Below are 19,594 nucleotides of genomic sequence, written 5' to 3' on the forward strand. Positions count from 1 at the left end.
ATACTAAAGAGTATTAGACATAGTGAGATGTATTTATTACTTACAAAACCCCCATCCTGGTATAGGCTTATAAAAGCCACAAACCAAGTGACGCAAACAAAAATGGTCTTCACCCTACAGGCGCAGCAATCTTGAACAGTTAGCCTCGAGTGGGTAAAATCTTGGCTGAATCTAGGAAGATTTAGCGATTTTGTTCCGATTTCCCATGCACCGTTTCGAGCAATATTTTACGTTCTCCCAATCTCGCTCCCACTTTTTGCGCCAGGTAAAGGGCCGTTGACAGACGGGGCACATCTTGGTCGGTAGATTAGACTTTTTCATGGTTATCCAATTTGGTTAAAAACGTTTGTGCATCATTTTGGATTTGGATCACCTTGGTTTCGTCCATTTTGTTTAGCGTGTTATAAATCATGCCCATACGGTGATTAGATTTAAGCGTTTCACGATTGCGGATCAAAAAATCCCAATACAAATAATTAAATGGACAGGCGGTGTCGCCCGTTTTTTCTTTGACGTTGTAATGACAGCCTTGGCAATAATTGGACATTTTGTTGATATACGCCCCGCTGGCCGCATAAGGCTTTGATGCCAATACTCCCCCGTCGGCAAACAATACCATGCCAGACACATTCGGCATTTCGACCCATTCATACGCATCAGCATAAACAAGCAAATACCAGTTGTTGACTTCTTCTGGCGCGAGACCGGCGACTAACGCGAAATTCCCTAATACCATAAGGCGTTGAATGTGATGTGCATACGCATTGTCTGCCGTCTCCTGCACGCATTGTTTTAAACAATTCATATTGGTATCGGCGGTCCAATAAAAATCTGGTAACGCGCGAGTGGCATTCAGAAAATTTTCTTTTTCATAGCCTGGCATTTTGAACCAGTACAAACCACGCACATATTCACGCCAGCCGATAACCTGACGAATGAACCCTTCAACGGCGTTTAATGGGGCATTACCTGCGTGATATTCCGCTTCCACCGCTTGCACAATTTCATCCGCCGTTAATAAACCCGCATTCAAATACAAGGCAATGTGTGAGTGAAACATCCACGGTTCGCCTTGTGCCATGGCGTCTTGATAATCCCCGAAAAGTGCTAAGCGTTCATGAATAAAGGCCTCAAGCACTTTCAGAGCGTCTTCACGAGTCACGGCATAATGAAAGCTGTCCAACTTTCCAAAATGATCAGCAAATTCATGTTCAACTAAATTTAATACGTCTTGAGTGATCGCATCAGGCGCAAACTGGGTTGGAGGCGGAACTCTAAGTGTTTTGGGCAGTGCCTTGCGATTTTGTGCATCATAATTCCATTTGCCTCCCTCGGGTTGACCTTCTGGCGTCATTAAGGAGTTGAGTTTTTTGCGCATTTCGCGGTAAAAGAACTCCATTCGTAATTGTTTTTTGCCTTTTGCCCAGTGAGCAAACTCCTCAACTGAAGCAATAAAGCGAGTATCGTCGCGAATATCAACAGGCATAGACAAACGTTCAGACCAAGATTGCATATCCGCTAACACGCGATATTCACCAGGGAATGTGCAAATGACTTCGTTGCATTGGTATTGCTGCACGCGCAAAGCCACTTCATCCGCTAATGAACCGGCATTGTCATTAGATAGATAATCAGTGTAATGAACTCTGTAGCCTTTATCTCGTAAACCTTGTGCAAAATGTCGCATGGCACTAAAAAGATACGCGATTTTTTTCTTATGATGTTTGACGTACGTTGCTTCACTGCGCACTTCTGCAAGCAATATCACATCGTTTTGCTCGTCGATACCGTCTAAAGCGGTGATGTGTTGGGTCAGCTGATCGCCTAGAATTAATCGTATAGCCCCCATTATGACAAGGCCTTCATTTGTTGAAACGCATCCAGTGCGCGTTCACGTGATTGTTTTAAGTCAACTATTGGTTTGGGATACTCTTTGCCTAACGTAATTTGACAGGCACGCAAAATATCTTCAGGTGCTGCCCAGGGTTGATGTATGTATTTTGGTGGAAGACGTTTGAGTTCAGGGCAGTACCGCTTCACATATTCGCCTTGCTTATCGAATTTTTCACCTTGTAACACTGGATTAAATACTCTGAAATACGGCGCCGCATCCGCCCCACTACCCGCCACCCATTGCCAGCTTGCGCTATTTGCAGCCATGTCTGCATCGAGCAAGCAGTCCCAAAACCAGCGCTCGCCTTCACGCCAATCTAGGAGCAAGTTTTTAACCAAAAATGACCCTACAATCATGCGCACTCGGTTGTGCATGTAACCGGTTTGCCACAATTCACGCATACCGGCATCGACAATAGGTACACCTGTATGCCCTGTTTGCCATGCTTTTAGTGCATCGGTATCATCTCGCCAAGGAAAGGCATCGAATTTGTTGTTAAAATTATCCGTGGGAATGGATGGCCAGTGATACAGCAAGTAATGACTGAATTCACGCCAGCCCAGTTCGGATAAAAACGTATCAAGATGTGGATTGTCAGGATCGTTTGCATACGCATCTTTTAACGCATACCACACTTGATTGACCGAAATCTCACCAAAGTGCAAATAGGGTGATAACAGTGACGTGCCTTTAACCGCTGGTAAATTCCGCGTATCTTGATACTTATCCGATGCTTCTTGAATATAGCGAGCGAGCTTATCTTTGGCGCCAGACGCCCCGGGCTGCCACATGGCTTTGATGTGCGTGTCCCAAGGAATACTCGGTAAGAGTGCTAAGTCGTCAATTTCAAGACTGTGGCCGTTACATTGAGCATACTCTAGTGAAGGCGCCTCCACTGGAAAACGTGGCTCGGGTTGGGCTAAACAGCCTTTGCGATAATACGGCGTGAATACTTTGTAGGGAGTACCGTCTTTTTTGACCACGCTCATGGGTTCCCACAACAAATGGCCATTGAAACTTTGTACATCAATGCTTTGTTTTTTTAGGGTTTGTTTGATCTGTGTATCACGCTGAATTTGCCATGGCTCATAGCCTCGATTCCAAACAACTGCATTGGCGTTATTCTGCTCGATAAGTTTGGTTAATACTTGTAATGGATCACCTTGTAAGACCAATAAATTACCATCCAGTGATGCATTGAGCGCTTTTAGTGAATGGTGCAACCACCATTTGCTGGCACCACCTAATTGTGCCAACTCTGGTGCCGAGGTATCGTAAATATAAACCGGTAATATGCTGCCTGCCTTTGCCGCTGACGTCAAAGCCGGGTTGTCGTCAATGCGTAAGTCGTTTCTAAACCAATGGATCGTAATTCTGTCTGTCATAGTTGAACCAAAATTCGGTAAATTCAGTAAAAAATGCAAAATAATGAGGTCGCCACATGTCCAAAGGTTTATATTGGTTTCAGCATGACTTGCGTTTAGCTGATAACAACGCGTTTAATCAAATTGTGTCCCGAGTGGATGCGTTGCATTGTATTTATGTATTGGACGAACAATGGCTTAACACCAATCATTACGGGTTTACCGCAATTGGCGATCATCGGCTGCGTTTTATTGCTGAATCTTTGCGCGATTTAACGGCACAACTCGAAGCATTAGGCCAAACCTTGCACGTTTATGTAGGTAACCCCGTGAACATCATTGAGGAGTTGGTTGCAGAACACACTATTCATGTTGTTGGAAAGCACAGTTATCCAGGTGTGTATGAGCAACGTCAATGGCAAGCGTTGAAAACCGCCCTACCCAATTGCGGATTTGTTACGGGCAACAGTCATACTTTGTACCACTTTTCTGACTTGCCGTTTACGCTTAATGAAATGCCAGATCACTTTACGCCCTTTCGCAAAAAGGTAGAGAAGTTTGCAGAAGTTTCACATCCAGTAACCGCTCCAGCTGTTTTACCTCCTCCCCTTATTTGTCAAAGTACTTGGGGCGATGGATATCCAGAATTTTCAGATCCTCCTTCAGTATCCGTCATACAGCATTTGCAAGGTGGCACCACTGCAGGGCTTAAGCAAATCCACTATTACATGAATGATACCAAGGCTTTGTTAACTTACAAAGAAACGCGCAATGGCCTTGATGGCTGGGAGTTCTCTAGCAAGCTATCGGCGTGGTTGGCCTGTGGTTGTTTATCGCCTCGTCAAGTATATTGGGCTGTCAAACGCTTTGAAGAATCGCATCATGCAAATGATTCGACGTATTGGTTGGTGTTCGAAATCTTATGGCGTGAATTTTTCCAATGGCAGTTGGCTAAATACGGTAAAAAAATGTTTTTCCATCGAGGGATCCAAGACAAAGCCCCTACAGGCAAACACCTTACCAAGGTGTTACACCAGTGGATCAATGGTACAACCCATTACCCAATCATTAACGCGGCAATGAATCAGTTGCGCTCTACTGGTTTCACGTCAAATCGCGCAAGGCAGCTGGTGGCGAGTTGTTTCATTCATGAACTAGGTCAAGATTGGCGCTATGGGGCAGCCTATTTTGAGCACATTTTGGTGGATTTTGACCCGTCTGCCAATTGGGGGAATTGGCAGTATTTAGCTGGCGTAGGCAGTGATCCTCGCGGGTTACGCCAATTTAATTTACAAAAGCAAACTGATATTTACGATCCACATGGCACCTTCATCCGCAACTGGACCTAAGCCTTCAGTAAACGTTGTCTGGTACAAACGAGATCTAAGGTTATGTGATCACACTCCCTTAAAAGCTCAAGAGTCCACAGGGGTACCTACTTTATTATTGTATGTTTTTGAGCCTAGCGTTATGGCTGATTCTCATTACGATGAACGTCATTGGCGCTTTGTGTATCAGTCATTACGCGCCATGCAGCAAACACTTGATGATCACAATACATTAATCCTAGTCATGCTGGATGATGTGCAAAATGCCTTCAATCGGTTAGGTCAGTATTTTTTAATACAGAGCATTTTTTCTTATCAAGAAATTGGGCTAGAGATCACGTTTACTCGTGATAAGGCCATGCAACGCTATTGCCGCGAGCAACACATCGATTGGGTTGAATACCCGCATAGCACAGTCAAGCGTGGCCCAAAGCGGATTGAAGTCTCACAAACACACTGGCATGAAGTCATGCAAGCATCATTGGATACGCCAGATTTATCAAAAATCTCGTTTGTTCCTAGTCAGTTAATCCAACCCTTGCAAGATGATGTGCCTGATGCCTGGCAACAACCTAATCCATTAATGCAACGTGGTGGAGAAGCCTGGGCGTGGCGTACGTTTCAAGATTTTTTTGTTGAGCGTGGGCGCAACTATCAAAAACACATCTCTCGCCCACACGATGCGCGTTTTTCATGTTCGCGGCTCTCGCCCTATTTAGCATGGGGCAACCTGTCTTTACGCCAAGTATATCAATATACCTTAGAGCAAAAATCGAACCTTGCTAAAACGTGGACTCGCCCCCTTAATGCGATGATTTCTCGCTTGCACTGGCATGATCATTTTTTGCAAAAATTCGAGTGCGAGCCGCAAATGCAATTTTACTGTCGCAATCGAGCATATGAACAATACCCTTATGAATCGAATGAGGAATTAGTGGCGACAAGGTTAAATGCATGGCGCGAAGCCAAAACAGGCATTCCAATTATTGATGCCAACATGCGAGCAGTGATCGCTACCGGATATATCAATTTTAGAATGCGCGCGATGTTGGTGTCTTTTTTGACGCTACATATGAATATAGATTGGCGATTAGGAGTACATCATTTGGCGAAGCAATTTTTGGATTTTGAGCCGGGCATTCATTACCCCCAATTTCAAATGCAAGCTGGGGTGACCGGTATTCACACGATACGTTTATACAACCCAGTCAAACAATCTGAAGAAAAGGACGATAAGGGTGTGTTTATAAAAAAATGGTGTCCAGAGCTTGCACAACTGCCTTTAGAACAACTTCATACACCGTGGCGTGTTGAGCAGAACTATGACCTATTCAGTCCAGTTGTCGATGCCCCTGATTATCCAAATCCTATTATTGATGTCGATCACACAGCCAAACTCGCACGAGAGCGTGCATGGTCGTTTCGTGAGCGTGATGATGTAAGAGCTGAAGCTCGCCGTCTGCTGACATTTGCTTAAAGGTTATTATCTTCTAGATATTGATTGAGAACTCGAATCTGACCTTTTTTGTACGCTGCGTAGGTTATGCGTAACGCATTTGACAGGATTTCAGAATCAGACCAACCCGTTTTTTCATTTAATTCTGAGTAACATTTTAGGGCTTTCGGGCTGACATAGCCACGTACCATTTTGCGACCAAGGGCTTTTTGCTTTTCACGAAAGCGCTTTTGCTTTTCAGCATTGGCGTTAGGATTCTTTTTTCTTTTTGTCGGTTGCATAGATAGGTCCTTATGTAAGTGTCTAGGATAATCAAACCCCAGCAAAATAAAAAGTAAAAACTACCTGATAACTGTTCAGACTTGTCACAAGCGTCCTTGTCATATAAATTACGCACTGCATTTTATAAAGGAACATTACATGACCTTAGATCAGAACAGTTATACAAAAGAAGAATTACTCGCTTGTAGTCAAGGTGAATTATTCGGCCCAGGTAACAGTCAACTACCTGCCCCGAACATGCTCATGATGGATCGCATTGTATCTATTACCGATGATGGTGGTGAGCACGGTAAAGGCTATATTGAAGCAGAACTCGATATTACTCCTGATCTTTGGTTTTTTGATTGCCACTTCCCTGGTGACCCAGTCATGCCAGGATGTTTAGGTCTAGACGCAATGTGGCAGTTGGTTGGTTTTTTCTTGGGTTGGTCAGGTGGCCCGGGTAAAGGTAGAGCATTAGGTGTAGGTGAAGTAAAATTCACTGGTCAAATCTTACCGACAGCCAAAAAAGTAAGCTACAAAATCACGATGAAACGTGTGATTAAACGCAAGCTATTTATGGGTATGGCTGATGGTGAAGTATCGGTTGATGGGCGTGTGATTTATACCGCTAAAGATTTGAAAGTTGGTTTGTTCCAGGACACGTCTGCTTTCTAAAAAACCTTGGTACACATACAAAAAAGGGAAGCATCGCTTCCCTTTTTTGTTGGTAATTTGTTTAGCGCATACCAAATGTTGATATTCGCTCTTCTACTGCCTCTCGCCAACCGCCTAACCATTCTGAACGTGCATCTGTTTCAGTGAATGGACAATTTTCTTTAGCGCGACCCGCAATACCAGCCTGATAACCTTTTGCATGTGCACGGGCCATTTTGTCCCTTTTTTGTCTCTTCATTGGCATACCTCAATATGATATAGAATTACTATGTATGTTGAATATCATTCAACTTTATTATAAGTACTCCTGTTCAAAACGAGATGCAAGAGGACAGCTATCCTCTTTTTTGGGTTATATCTTAAAGTACTGAAAAGATTAATAAATAATCAATAAATCAATTTGTAATAAAACTGTCATTTTTAGATGAAACAGTAATAACAATAGTTCACTTGCGTCGTCTAAATGCTAACAAACCTAGAGTCAACAAAGCCCACAGAGACGATGATGCGCCCTTTCGCTCAGGAATAATATTATCTTGTGCATCGCAATCAATGACCTCGCCATCTGCTAATGGCTCTAATAGTACAGGAATAATTTTATCTACCATAACTGCCTGACCATCATCGTCCGTGACCAGTTCACCGCGTACATTACGCGCTTGCCGATTGACTAATGCATTCGCAAGAATAACGTTATCATCGTTAATGGCTTGCGCACTGACAATAGTATATGGCGCTTCACAACCAATCGCATCGTTCAAATCAATAAACTCATTTGTATCCGCGTAATATATAAAGCCATGACGACGACGGTTTTGCACATTTGCCGACTCGACCTCGCCTTCACCCACGATAATATTATTGTTATTTATATCGCGACCTAAGCTAGCTGAGCCTGGGAAAAAGTCATCTGGGAATGTCGCTTGCTGGGCATCTAAGTCATATAAATAAAACTTGGTACGGACCGTGCCATTTACCTCACGAGAATAAAAACCGGTCACCATATTACTGTCATTTACGTCGTAAGCTGAACTGGGTGTTTGACCGTTTTCATTCAGAAAAGGAGTAGTTTGTCCGTCAGCAAATATCGCTGCGGTTAAGAACCTTTGAATATCGCCATTGCTGTCGGCGAACGAAGATTCGCCCACAATAGTACCCGAGTCATTAATTGCCCGCGCATTACTGTAATAAATGCGTTCAATGGAATCATTAGGGTCACGCACAAAATCAAATGGGTAGGCAAAACTTTCCTGGTCGATGATTTGACCTGAGCTGTCCACTTCCCACTTCACTGCTTGTCTAAAATTAGTGGTTGCTAAAGCATTATTTCGAGCAATATTGCGATAACATGCCTCTAGAGGCTGATCGCCTCTTACAGTTTCATCATTACAGTCGTCAATTAAGACTTGAAACTGATTTGATATCGCAATTGTTTGATGCCCCACCACATGACGATTGCTATTGACTCCATTTGCTTCACTGACACCGCCAAGTGCAGCCTCAGCAGGAGTTAACTCAACAATGTTTCCATTTAGATTAATGAAACCGCGACGCTCGAACTCTGGTAAAACAAAGGTAATTTGTGTATCGTCGGCGTTAGTGTAATTTAGCTTATCAAACATGCCTTCACTGGTACCGACATAAAGGCTTGGAGATATCGCATCATTAATGTAGATATCTGGTCCAAAAGTATAACCATTGGTCTCATCGCGTTCTTCATCAAAACCGATCACACGTTGTGCCACCTGTCCATCTATTAGGTAAGATTGATATAAAGCAATTTGTTGAACAAATACATTATTTTCTCGAGAACCACTGCGCGCAAGGGCCACTAAATAGTTGTAATCATCAAAATTGGGATTGCCAGCACGTGCCGCATCAATATCGGTTAAGTTGTCTTGAAGGGTTTGCGAATCAAAGTTAATCAATGAAAAATCTAGTGGAGGATTGTAATGGTCTTGCACTACCACTCCAGGATTGCCTTGTTCATCAAGCGTTTGTGCAAACACATTGACACCGAGTTCTTCAGTGGGTAACTCGACCACAGAGTAAGTTGCAGCAAGGCTTGAAAATGACATTGAGATTGCCATTCCAAGCGCGGAAAGGTTAAGTGGCTTAGTCATGGCTGATAATGGACCTCGTGCTGAATGGTTCTTCATATTTTAACTACCGCTTATTTGTTCTTGTAATGCTTCTAGTTCGTCCCAACGTTCATAAGCTGTATCTAGCTGAGCTTGACATTCAGATAGCGCAGTAAACACTGGTTGTTGGTCAGCAGGTGTCTGAGCAAAAAAATCGCTGCTATTGATCTGCGTTTCTAGTGTTTGTAATTCTGCTTCTAATCGTTCAATGGTACTTGGAAGCTGCTCTAATTCTCGTCTATCTTTGTATGATAACTTGTTACTGGTTTTTGTGACAGATTTTGTTTGGCTTTTAGGACTCTGGCCAGTCACATTAGTTCCAGAAGCGGATCGTTCTGATGCTTTTTTGTCCTGTTCAGCATACCAACTGTGCGCTGCGCTATACCCACCCACAAATTCAGACAGCCTTCCATCACCCTCAAAGACCAGTGAACTCGTCACGACGTTATCGATAAATTCTCGGTCGTGACTGACCAAAATGACACTGCCCTCATAATCAACCAGCAATGACTCCAACAGTTCAAGTGTTTCAACATCCAAATCATTAGTGGGTTCATCCAAAATCAGTAAGTTGGAAGGTTTCAGCATCAGTTTTGCAAGCAGTACGCGGTTTTTCTCACCACCGGATAAGGCACTGACTGGGGCTTTAATTCGGTCTGGGGTAAACAAGTAATCTTGTAAATAGCTAATAATATGACGCGGTCGACCATTTACCATGACTTCTTGTTTGCCATCCGCAACACAATCCGCGACGGTGGCATTCAAATCGAGAGCTTCGCGATGTTGATCAAAATACGCAATTTCAAGATTGGCACCTTGTATTATAGAGCCACTATCGGGCTTTATTTCACCTAACAATAAACGGATCAACGTCGATTTGCCGCAACCATTGTCACCGATAAAAGCGATTTTATCGCCACGTGCAATGTAGAGATTCAAATCGTTAACAATGGTTTTGCCTTCAATTTGATAATGTAAACCTTCTACTTCAAAAACTCGCTTACCTGATGGTGCCACGGATTGGCTTGCAATTTTGGCACTCCCCTGCACTTTTCTGCGAGCACTGTGTTGTTCGCGTAGTTTTTTGAGCGCTCTTACACGCCCTTCATTTCGGGTGCGACGAGCTTTGATGCCTTGTCTGATCCACACTTCTTCTTGAGCGAGTTTTTTGTCAAACTGAGCGTTATGCTCTTCTTCTACTGCCAGATCATGGGCTTTTTTGTCAAGGTAGGTGGCATAGTCACCAGGATAAGATGTTAACTGCCCTCGGTCGAGATCGACAATCCGCGTCGCCATACTGCGAATAAACGCCCTATCATGGCTAATAAATACGATGCACCCTTGATATTGCGTTAATGATTGCTCCAGCCATTTGACCATAGCTATATCGAGGTGGTTAGTTGGTTCATCTAACAATAAAATGTCAGGTTTTGTGACCAACGCTCTCGCCAGTGCAGCCTTACGTCGCCAGCCACCAGAAAGCGTGGATAAGGATACTTCTGCTGGTAATTTGAGCAAACTCAAAGTAGCAGCGATCGCATTCTCAAACTGCCAAGCGTTGTGAGTATCCAGTTGTTCTTGAAATTGGGTTAAACGTTGAATGTTTTGCTCAGAAGGGTCTTGAGCGACAAGGTTGGATTGTTCGTGATATGCTTGTAACAGTTTACCAACTTCAGCCAGCCCTTCAGCTACATAATCAAACAGAGTCATTTCGACAGATTCGGGTGGATCTTGCGGCAGTCTTGCTATCGATATGCCATTTTCGACGACCCGTTGACCGTCATCTAGAATGACTTCTCCCGCAATGACTTTCATTAACGTGGATTTGCCAGAGCCGTTTCGTCCAACAATACACACGCGCTCTTTGGACTCAAGCACCAAATCAATACCGTCTAATAAAGGAGGCTGACCATAAATCACCGTACCTTGGCGAATTTGAAATACACTCATAATTTGAAAAACCGTTGGATGTCTTCTTTGCCAAAAGGCCACGTCATAAAGCGATTCGCTTTCGTGTCATAAATGACTGGGATTTTGACTGCAAAATGATGATACAACTCCGTGCTGGATTTGACATCTACATACGCAATTTCATTCATAATATCTGCGGGTAAACTCGTTTCCAGCAACACTGAGGCATCATCGCATAAATGGCAGTCCTCCCCTCCTATCAACCAATATCGCTGTGAATTAAACTGCATACACTAATCGCCAACATTGGTGAATTTTGGGATTGCGAGCAAAGTCTTTAGGCAATGTTCGCTCAGAAATATTCTCTATGGTGTAACCGAGTTGCTCAAGCGCGTTATGGTCTAATTTAAATCCCCGCAAATTATTCGAAAAGTACACGACGCCTTTAGGAGCGAGACTCTGTGCAGCTGACGTCAGTAAGATCACATGGTCGCGCTGCACATCCCAAGTACCTTCCATGCGTTTGGAATTGGAAAACGATGGCGGATCAATGAACATCAGGTCAAATTGCTGCGAGTTGTCTTTGAGCCATGCTACGCAATCCCCTTGCACGAAACCATAGCCACCTTGCAGACGGTTGAGGCGAAAATTATCCTTCGCCCATTGCAAATAAGTGTTCGACATATCAACGGACATCACTGTTTGAGCGCCACCTTTGGCAGCGTGGACCGAGACAGAGCCTGTGTAACAAAACAAATTTAACACCCGCTTGCCCTTCGCTTCGGCTTTAAACAATTGCCTCGTCGTGCGATGGTCAAGGAATAACCCCACATCCAGATAATCCGTTGGATTGACATAAAACATGGCTTCGTGCTCATGTACAATAAATCGGTTATTGTGTGTCTCTAATCGCTCATATTGAGCTTTGCCCTTTTGTTGCTCTCTGACTTTTAGCGCAATCTTATCGGGTGTTACGCCGGTTGCAATGGGAAGTTGCATAATAATGTCGTGAAGACGTGCTTTGGCTTTTGCCTCGGGAATGTCTTTTGGCGCGGCATACTCTTGAACAATTAACCAGTCGCCATAGCGGTCGATTGCACAGTTGTATTCTGGTAAATCCGCATCGTACATGCGATAACAATCCGTCTGGTTCTGTTTGAGCCAGGGCTTGAGTTTTTTTAGGTTTTTTGCAATGCGATTGGCAAAAGCGTCTTGACCATCACGCTGGGCTTGATGAGCGCAGTTATTGGCATCCAATACGTAATTCACAATTTCACATTCAAGCTTACCATTCATGACCTTGTAGGATTTTTTGGCTCTCAAGCGCAGCTGGCGTAATATATCGCGATTACTGCTCAATAAACTGACTTGCCACCCGGCATATTCTTGCTTGAGGTGCGTTCCCCAACGTTGGAACAAGCCCAGTAGCTGAGGCAGTTCACCTAAACGCTCACCGTATGGCGGGTTGGCGATTAACCAGTGCGGCGTCAGTGCCAAGCCATCATCATCCAGTTCAGGTGATACAGGTGCTTTTAACGTGCTGGCATCTTGTTGAGAAAAACGAATATAGCGCATAACTTGAGCGTTGCCGGCATTGTCTTTGGCAATACGAATTGTATTTGCATCAACATCATTGGCATAAAACTGATGCGGGATTTCGTCTCGTTGCGCCTCAATAAAGGTTTGCACAATATCATTGAAGACCGATTGTTGATGCCCGAACCAGGCGTCAAAACCCCATTTGGTTCGAGTTAAACCTGGAGCAATGCGGCGGGCCATGTTAACAGCTTCAATGATGAGAGTTCCTGAGCCGCACATTGGATCTAATAAAACCAGCGGCGCATCTTTGGTTAAGACATCAGCAATCCCTGCTCGATGTAACATGGCTGCGGCTATGTGTTCTTTGACCGGTGCTTCGCCCGTTGCAACTCGGTAATCACGCTGGTGCAACGACCGACCTGACAAATCGATACACAAAGTTACTTCGTCTTTATGTAACCGAGCGTTGATGGTAATTTGCGGTTGTTGTTTTGCTACATCAGGACGTCTGAGACCGGCTTCAACAAAACTATCTACAATACCGTCTTTGACTTTTAGCGCACCAAATTGCGTGTTTTTGAGCCAGCGATTAGTGCCATTGAACTGCACCATAAAAGTCGATGACGAGGCAAATTGTTCAGGCCATTGCACGGTTTGAGTTAATTGATATAAGTCATCTTGATTTTTGACTACACCTGAGGTCAATACCGCTAACACACGGTTGGCTAGACGTGAACCCAAACAAATTCGATAGGCGTCAGCTAGTGTGCCATCAAGTAATACTCTTCCAGGGGCGAGTTTGAGTTGAGCATCAGTCAATAACTGGCGACATTCATCCATTAACAACTGGTCTAAACCACTGGATGTGGTAACGATAAACTGCATTAGCGCAGCCCTAATACAAGATCTTTGACCAACTGAGGCCCTTGATAAATCAACGCAGAATATACCTGCACCAAATCTGCTCCGGCATCAAGACGAGCTTGCGCAGCGGCTGGGCTATCAATACCTCCAACACTGATTAAAGGCATCGCCCCATCAAGGTATTTGACAAGATCTTGGGTGACCTCAAGGCTGCGCTCTGTCAGCACTGAGCCACTTAATCCTCCCATTTCATCGGCATGCGGTAGACCCTGTACGGCATCACGACTCAACGTTGTGTTCGTGGCAATGACCCCATCCATGTTGGCATTTACTAATGATTGAGCGATGCTTTGTAATTCTTCATCGCTCAAATCTGGTGCAATTTTGACGACGATTGGTGTATACACACCGTGTATGTCCGCTAATTCAGTTTGACGCTCTTTTAGGCCGGATAATAAATTATCAAGCGCCTCACCATATTGAAGATTGCGTAGACCTGGAGTATTGGGTGATGAAATATTCACCGTCACATAATCGGCATGCGCATATACTTTGTCTAAGCAAATCAAATAATCAGATAATGCCGCTTCTTCAGGTGTCGCTTTGTTTTTGCCAATATTGATCCCAGTAATCCCTCTATTATTGGCTTTGCTTACTTGTTCGAGTAAATAGTCCACCCCGTGATTGTTAAAGCCCATGCGGTTGATAATAGCGTGCTTTTGCGGGATGCGAAACAGTCTTGGCTTGGGGTTACCCGGCTGACCAACTGGGGTGACAGTACCAATTTCAACAAAACCAAACCCCATCGCGTGAAACGCATCAACGCATTCGCCGTTTTTGTCCAGACCTGCTGCTAAACCGACTGGGTTGGGAAACGTTTTGCCCCATACTGTTACTGGCTTGTGTGGTAAAGTTTGACGGTAAGTTGCCTCAAGAAAACCGCGCTGTGACCGCTTTAACCAACCTATAGTGAGGTCGTGAGCGGTTTCGGGTTCTAATTTGAGAAGTGCGCTTTGTGCTAGAGACATCATAAAATCTTTCGGAGCCATGTAATAAAAAACCGCTATATTATGCCATATAGCGGTTTCATCTGCCTATGTAATGTGCTTAATTAATGTTGGATTTTGTTACTCAACAATAAAAGCTCTCGTAAGGCGACGGAAAACTTAGCAAACTCGTGGTGTTTACTGGTTTTGAACTCACTCATCATGCCACACCAGCGACTGATCAAGTCGGTATTTTCAGCCATCCAATTGTCTAATAAAGCATCAGCATCTTGGCACGAAAGTAGTTTTTTGGAACGCTTAATAAGGCTCTGTGTAATAGCGCGTTGCTGATGATCTAACTCTTCTCGATAGGAAGAACGTGCCAGTGCTTGCCAATGATTATCCACCGCCTGACGATTGATTTGATTTAGGAACCAATGCAGTTGCAATTGAGATCCTAATTGGAAATATAGCCTCGCTGTGACTGCTTTTGGGGTTTGAGCATCTGCAACAATATGTGCTAAATCAAATGTACTGAATGCATTACTGAGCATGGCAAGTCGGTACGCAAGCTTAACTGGAACTCCCTGTGCTACTAATTCATCACGGGCTTTGAGTAATGAAGAAACTTCATCATCAACCAGGTAATCATTAATATTGTCCAGCAGATCCATATAGATAGGACGATAAAAATCAATTGCCTCCGCAATTGAGGTAAAAGATGTGGACTGACGCACAAACCATCTAGCGCCACGACGCAATGCTCTGCGAATTTGATCGAACAAAGATAATTGCACATCAGCACTGATTTGGTTGTCCAGTTGCTCAATCTCATCGCTCACATCATCCATACCAAAAACAGCTTTGACGATTGAGTAGGCTTTCGCAATCTCAGATACCGAACTACCCGTTTCTTCTTGCAAACGAAACACAAAATTAAAGCCCATATCATTGATCATAACATTGGCTAATTTGGTTGCAATGATCTCACTGCGTAGCGGGTGGCCTTGCATCTGGGATTGATATCGGTCCTGTAATTGCTTGGGAAACGCATTCACTAGCAACTGGTTGTAATGCTCAGCTTCTGTGATATCGGATACATTTAAATCATCTTTTAAGACCATTTTGCTATACGAGATCAACACAGATAATTCAGGACGAGTAAAGCCAATATTATCGACAATGCGCTCGTTTAATTCTTCATCACTTGGTAAAAATTCAAGCTCTCGATTGAGATCTCCGGCTTTTTCTAAACCGTGAATAAAGCGAATTTGTTCTTTTAGTGACTTGGCGCCGCCTAATTGTGAAATAGAAATTGATTGAGTTTGGCGATAACAATCATCTAACACCAAATCCGCCACATTATCAGTCATATCATATAACAATTCATTGCGCTGTTTCAGCGTGAGATCACCTGCTTTAACTAACGAATTGAGTAGAATTTTGATATTGACCTCATTATCAGAACAATCCACACCACCCACATTATCAATAAAGTCGGTATTGATGCGACCACCATGCTTGGCATATTCAATGCGACCAAGCTGAGTTGCCCCCAAGTTACCTCCTTCACCAACAATTTTAGCTTTGATTTGCTTGCCGTTTACTCTGACCTCATCATTGGCGCGGTCACCGACTTCAGCATGTGACTCATTTGTTGCTTTAATATAGGTGCCAATCCCACCATTCCACAGAAGATCCACAGGCATTTGAAGCAACTCATGAATGAGCTCATTTGGGGTCATGCTTGCACGTTTTGTATTGAGCATCTTTTTCATTTGCGCAGTCAAGGTAATACTCTTGGCTTTGCGGTCAAAAATCCCACCACCATCACTCATAAGGGAAGTATTATAGTTGGACCAATTTAAACTTGGATCAGCAAATAAACGTTCTCGTTCGCGATAACTCGCAGCAGCATCCGGATTCGGATCAATAAAAATATGCATATGGTTAAACGCTGCGACCAAACGAGTGTGTTGAGATAACAACATGCCATTACCAAACACATCTCCAGCCATATCACCGATACCGACACACGTAAAATCCGTAGTCTGACAATTAATCCCAATTTCTCTAAAGTGACGTTTAACTGACTCCCAAGCACCACGTGCTGTGATCCCCATCTTTTTGTGGTCATAACCCACAGAGCCACCTGAGGCAAAGGCATCACCTAACCAAAAATCAAATTCGGCAGAAATTTCATTAGCGATATCCGAGAAGGTCGCTGTACCTTTATCTGCCGCAACCACCAAATAAGGGTCGTCTTCATCGTGTCGTACCACTTGTCTTGGCGGCACAATAGCGCCATCGATAATATTGTCAGTCAAATCCAACAAACTGCGAATAAAGATCCGATAACACGCCTGACCTTCTGCGATAAAAGCATCTCGTCCTCCTTGCACAGGTTGCTTACAAACAAAACCACCTTTTGCGCCAACGGGCACAATTACGGTATTTTTCACTTGCTGTGCTTTGACTAGACCAAGTACTTCGGTGCGAAAATCTTCCTGTCGATCAGACCAACGCAACCCACCGCGAGCCACTTTACCACCGCGCAGATGCACCCCTTCTACTCGAGGTGAATACACAAATATTTCAAATTTAGGCAATGGCAAAGGCATGTCTGGGATCAGCTCAGGACGCAATTTAAAGGAAACGTAAGCTTTTTCAATGCCTTGTTGTGTAGGCTGGTAAAAATTAGTACGCACCGTCGCCAAAATCATGTCCAAATAGCGACGAATAATACGGTCATCATCTAAGTTGGAAACGGAATCTAATTTGCTAATAATTTCTTGTGCACGTTTATCTTGCTCTTTAGCTGTAAATTTTTTGTCGGGTGTAAAACGATACTCAAACAAATCGATTAACAATGCTGAAATATCAGGATATGCAGCCACCGTATTGGCAATGTAGTCAATACTAAACAAGCTACCAGTCTGACGCATATATTTGGCATATGCGCGTAAAATTGTGACTTTACGCCCACTAATATTGGCAGACAAAATCAATCGATTAAACGCATCATCTTCAAGGTGACGATCCCATACTTTGGCAAAGGCAGATTGAAATAGCTCTTGAGATAGGGCCATATCTGTCGGTGGGAAAGCATCATGCAGCATCGAAAAATCCATGACCCAATAGTTGCGAGACCCGCCGTCATGCGAGGCTTTAACTTGATACGGTGTTTCATCAATCACACGTAAACCAAAATTTTCCAACATGGGCAGAACATCGGATAGATGAATGGGTTCATCGCTATGGTATAATTTTAAGCGAACGGCTTTAGATTGTTTGTCGATCTCTTGTGGACGATAAAACAACATAGTTAAAGGCAAATCGTCACTTAACTCACAAATCTTGTTAATGTCGGCAAGCGCTGCAGAAGGCAAATGGTTATCCATATAAGACTGTGAAAAAGCATTACTAAATTGTTTGATGAGGCTAACGCTTTTTGCTTCACCAAAAGCTGACTTAATCGTACTAATTAAACGATCATCCCATGACTTGCTTAGCTCACTCACATTTTGTTCGATATCACTCACGGCAAAATCCACATTGTTGTCGGCTACGCGTACGATATAGTGGGTGCGCGCATACACAGATTCAGAAAAATACGTTGTAAATTCAACAGGTTGCTCACTATTAAACGCTTTTTGCAGGTACTGTTGTGTCGCAATCCGTAACGCGGTGTTGTAACGTTCGCGAGGTACGTATACCAAGCACGATATAAATCGCCCGTAGGCGTCTTTGCGAGTAAACATGCGCGAAAAACCACGCTCTTGCATCTGCAAAATACCTTTAACAATACGCGCTAGCTCTTTGCTTGACGAATGCAGAAGTTCTTCTCGTGGATAAGTCTCCAAAATATTAATCGTAGCTTTGAAAGCATGAGTACCCTGCTCAACATCCATCAACTGGCACACTTGCGCAATCTTTTGTTTTAGAACAGGAATATTAATAACAGACGAGTTATACAATGCCGCTGAGTACAAACCTAAGAAACGATGCTCCCCAACAACCTGCCCCTCAGTATTAAATTCCTTGATGCCGACGTAGTCTAAATACGTTGGGCGATGGACTCTGGCAACCGATGTTGTCTTAGTCAATATTAACGGGTGCTGGCTTAATGTGGCTTTTCGCGCGGAACTAGGTAAATTACTGATTCGGCGGTCGCGATTGCGAGTGGTATTAAGCATAATACCCAGGCTGGTTTCATCTTGAGGTTGCCAAATATAATCGCCTTCTTCAGGGCGTACTTTGTAATAACGATACCCCATTAAGGTGAAATTGTGCTTTGCTAGCCAATCTACAAACTCAATAGCTTCTTGTTGGGCATTAGGATCAATTGCAAATGGAATATCGGATAAAGATGCTCTAGCATTGACGAGTTTATCTTGCATTGGTGTCCAATCTGAAACGACTTGTTCTACCTCACTCAGTACTTGTTGTAACTCTTCTGTTAATTGAGCTAATGCTTTTGAATTGGTTTGACGGTCTATTTCTAGCAAAAACACAGTTTCTTTTATGCACGTTTCGCAAGTTGCTTTGTTTTTTGATACAAAATGCATAATTTCGTTTTGTGCATTGCGTTTAAGTGTAATTGGACTATTTAAAAACAAATGAGCTGTAATGTTTAAACGCGCTAAACACATGCGAATTGAATCCACCAAAAATGGTTTGTCTGGCACAATAATCTCAACAATGCTGTGTTCAGATTGCCAACCATCTTTGGTGATTTTGGGGTTAAACGCTTTGATAAAGGGAGTAGCGCCATCGTATTCACAAAAGTGCTGCCAAAGCGATAACATAGCACCATAGGTATCAGAATCCGAACGTCCTATGAGATCCTCATGCGCTATATTAGAAAATAGTTGTTCTCCAAATTCAGTAATAAGAGAAGCTCGAGTAGAGGGTATTTTTTCTTGTATGAGCTGAAATACTTTGTCGAGTAAGACTGAGTTGTGGGGCACAGTCATTGGTTTGTCCTTTTGTTATGTTCTATCGTTTGTATGATTGCATCTATGCTATCTATATCGACTATTTGAGACGATTTCTCACTATTTTGACCAATAATTTAGGTAGATTAAAGACATTTTTTTGATATTTTTTACGCTGTACATAAGTATGCAAATAAATAATAAAAAAGGGGCATAAAGCCCCTTTTTTATCGCA

General features: G+C 43.3%; 14 protein-coding genes. 3 read left to right on the plus strand and 11 right to left on the minus strand.

The features are described 5' to 3' along the window. Positions 1 to 171 precede the first annotated feature (171 nt). Genes NLG07_RS08850 through NLG07_RS08860 form a run of 3 tightly spaced genes read right to left on the minus strand, consistent with a single transcriptional unit; the run spans position 172 to position 3,279 of the window. Positions 172 to 321 carry a DUF2256 domain-containing protein gene (locus NLG07_RS08850; RefSeq protein ID WP_254855100.1) on the minus strand — a complete coding sequence of 50 codons (150 nt, stop codon included), beginning with the start codon at positions 319 to 321 and terminating at the stop codon, positions 172 to 174. Next, a complete protein-coding gene (locus NLG07_RS08855) occupies positions 308 to 1,849 on the minus strand; it encodes a cryptochrome/photolyase family protein (RefSeq protein WP_254855101.1) in 1,542 nt (513 codons plus the stop codon). Before NLG07_RS08855 ends, NLG07_RS08850 begins: the two co-directional genes overlap by 14 nt. Continuing rightward, positions 1,849 to 3,279 carry a deoxyribodipyrimidine photo-lyase gene (locus tag NLG07_RS08860; RefSeq protein ID WP_254855102.1) on the minus strand — a complete coding sequence of 477 codons (1,431 nt, stop codon included), beginning with the start codon at positions 3,277 to 3,279 and terminating at the stop codon, positions 1,849 to 1,851. The genes NLG07_RS08855 and NLG07_RS08860 overlap by 1 nt, the downstream gene beginning before the upstream one ends. Positions 3,280 to 3,335: 56 nt before the next feature. Between NLG07_RS08860 and NLG07_RS08865 the strand changes: the two genes are divergently transcribed. Together NLG07_RS08865 and NLG07_RS08870 are read left to right on the plus strand one after the other, a co-directional pair. Next, positions 3,336 to 4,607, plus strand: a complete 1,272-nt coding sequence (locus NLG07_RS08865) for a DASH family cryptochrome (protein ID WP_254855103.1) — start codon at positions 3,336 to 3,338, stop codon at positions 4,605 to 4,607. After that, positions 4,579 to 6,063: a cryptochrome/deoxyribodipyrimidine photo-lyase family protein gene (locus tag NLG07_RS08870; RefSeq protein WP_254855104.1), complete on the plus strand. Its 1,485-nt coding sequence runs from the start codon at positions 4,579 to 4,581 to the stop codon at positions 6,061 to 6,063. The genes NLG07_RS08865 and NLG07_RS08870 overlap by 29 nt, the downstream gene beginning before the upstream one ends. On the opposite strand, the gene NLG07_RS08875 is transcribed toward NLG07_RS08870, so the two are convergent. Further along, positions 6,060 to 6,323, minus strand: coding sequence for a hypothetical protein (locus tag NLG07_RS08875; RefSeq protein ID WP_254855105.1), 264 nt, complete (start codon positions 6,321 to 6,323; stop codon positions 6,060 to 6,062). The two genes, NLG07_RS08870 and NLG07_RS08875, sit on opposite strands and share 4 nt — an antisense overlap. 139 nt (positions 6,324 to 6,462) lie before the next feature. Here NLG07_RS08875 and fabA point away from each other — a divergent pair, with 139 nt between their 5' ends. Continuing rightward, the gene (gene fabA / locus NLG07_RS08880) at positions 6,463 to 6,981 is read left to right on the plus strand and encodes a 3-hydroxyacyl-[acyl-carrier-protein] dehydratase FabA (RefSeq protein WP_254855106.1); all 519 of its coding nucleotides are present in this window, start codon (positions 6,463 to 6,465) and stop codon (positions 6,979 to 6,981) included. Between the two features lie 61 nt (positions 6,982 to 7,042). Here fabA and rmf read toward each other — a convergent pair whose 3' ends face one another. The 7 genes from rmf to NLG07_RS08915 all read right to left on the minus strand — a co-directional run bounded on the left by rmf (position 7,043) and on the right by NLG07_RS08915 (position 19,398). Next, positions 7,043 to 7,219, minus strand: coding sequence for a ribosome modulation factor (rmf, locus tag NLG07_RS08885; RefSeq protein WP_254855107.1), 177 nt, complete (start codon positions 7,217 to 7,219; stop codon positions 7,043 to 7,045). Positions 7,220 to 7,427: 208 nt separating this feature from the next. Continuing rightward, positions 7,428 to 9,140 carry a DUF3466 family protein gene (locus tag NLG07_RS08890; protein WP_254855108.1) on the minus strand — a complete coding sequence of 571 codons (1,713 nt, stop codon included), beginning with the start codon at positions 9,138 to 9,140 and terminating at the stop codon, positions 7,428 to 7,430. Positions 9,141 to 9,143: 3 nt separating this feature from the next. Next, a complete protein-coding gene (locus NLG07_RS08895; RefSeq protein ID WP_254855109.1) occupies positions 9,144 to 11,072 on the minus strand; it encodes an ABC transporter ATP-binding protein in 1,929 nt (642 codons plus the stop codon). Beyond that, positions 11,069 to 11,323: a glutaredoxin family protein gene (locus tag NLG07_RS08900; RefSeq protein WP_254855110.1), complete on the minus strand. Its 255-nt coding sequence runs from the start codon at positions 11,321 to 11,323 to the stop codon at positions 11,069 to 11,071. The genes NLG07_RS08895 and NLG07_RS08900 overlap by 4 nt, the downstream gene beginning before the upstream one ends. Next, positions 11,313 to 13,457, minus strand: coding sequence for a bifunctional 23S rRNA (guanine(2069)-N(7))-methyltransferase RlmK/23S rRNA (guanine(2445)-N(2))-methyltransferase RlmL (rlmKL, locus tag NLG07_RS08905; RefSeq protein ID WP_254855111.1), 2,145 nt, complete (start codon positions 13,455 to 13,457; stop codon positions 11,313 to 11,315). The genes NLG07_RS08900 and rlmKL overlap by 11 nt, the downstream gene beginning before the upstream one ends. Beyond that, positions 13,457 to 14,467 carry a quinone-dependent dihydroorotate dehydrogenase gene (gene pyrD / locus NLG07_RS08910; protein WP_254856846.1) on the minus strand — a complete coding sequence of 337 codons (1,011 nt, stop codon included), beginning with the start codon at positions 14,465 to 14,467 and terminating at the stop codon, positions 13,457 to 13,459. Before pyrD ends, rlmKL begins: the two co-directional genes overlap by 1 nt. An 80-nt stretch (positions 14,468 to 14,547) precedes the next feature. Continuing rightward, positions 14,548 to 19,398 carry an NAD-glutamate dehydrogenase gene (locus NLG07_RS08915; RefSeq protein ID WP_254855112.1) on the minus strand — a complete coding sequence of 1,617 codons (4,851 nt, stop codon included), beginning with the start codon at positions 19,396 to 19,398 and terminating at the stop codon, positions 14,548 to 14,550. Between the last annotated feature and the right edge of the window lie 196 nt (positions 19,399 to 19,594).

This window comes from Alteromonas sp. LMIT006 (genome assembly GCF_024300645.1).
Taxonomy (GTDB): domain Bacteria; phylum Pseudomonadota; class Gammaproteobacteria; order Enterobacterales; family Alteromonadaceae; genus Opacimonas; species Opacimonas immobilis.